This window comes from Rhizobium sp. CCGE 510 (genome assembly GCF_000292525.1).
GTDB lineage: Bacteria > Pseudomonadota > Alphaproteobacteria > Rhizobiales > Rhizobiaceae > Rhizobium.
In genome coordinates, this window is sequence record NZ_AEYF01000107.1 from 1 (window position 1) to 828 (window position 828).

2 protein-coding genes are annotated in these 828 nt (G+C 61.8%); both read right to left on the reverse strand.

Annotation, left to right across the window (positions count from 1 at the left end; all coding sequences use genetic code 11):
* The coding region (locus RCCGE510_RS32665) for a DUF1419 domain-containing protein (RefSeq protein WP_007637958.1) at window positions 1–318 on the reverse strand (318 nt) is incomplete at its 3' end.
* Between the two features lie 321 nt (window positions 319–639).
* On the reverse strand, window positions 640–828 hold a 189-nt coding region (locus RCCGE510_RS34390), incomplete at its 5' end, for a toprim domain-containing protein (protein WP_192815380.1).

Sequence of the window (828 nt, forward strand, 5' to 3'; positions counted from 1 at the left end):
ACCCTTGTCGGCGAGGTCGCAATAGCCGTGGAAATACCGAATCCGACCATCGATCCTGAGGGTGAGGAAGATGCTGGTGATCGAGCCTGTCAGGAACTCGCGCATGGCAAACATCTCGCCGCGCATCCAGAGCGGCGGCAGGATCTCGAACATGTAATCGTGGCCGGCCTGGTCCAGTTCGAACCATTCCCCGCGATAGAGCGCGCTGTCATCATTTGCCCAACGGTCCGGACGCCGGGCGTGCCGATCGAACATCCGGAACATCTGCCGGCGATCGGCGATGCCCTGGTAGACTTTGCGGATTGATGAGAGGGTCATGGCTGGGCTCCTTCAAGGCCTCGTCTAGGCTGAAGCGCGGTACACCTTCGTGATGTCACCATTTCTCTTCAGTCCTTCCTGACACCTCCCCCGCAGCCGCCTCTCCGTCCGGCCGGGTCAAGGGCCGGCGCAGCCGGGCGAAGCTTCACCCTTGACGCGGCCGGCGGGCATGCGGCATTTCCACATTCTCCTTCTTCCCTCTTCCCTCTTTTCCTGCCCAACTCGCAAATCAGTCTGTCCCTGAGTTGGTTCTTCAGGCCATCGGCTGATTGCATTTCGGTCGAGACGCGGCCCATTCGGCGCCGACGATCATGCACTCGGTCAGCCTCTCGAATTCTCGCGGCGCCGGGCACGAAGCTCCTCGTTCCAATCTTCCCTATGAGGACGAAGCCGCTGGAAATCGCACCCCATCTCAGCGGCGATCCCGCGAAGGCGGTCGGCATAGACATCGCCCTGCGCGTTGTTGTCGGTGGCGGCCACCACAAGCCCGTCCTGGCGCGCCGCTATAAT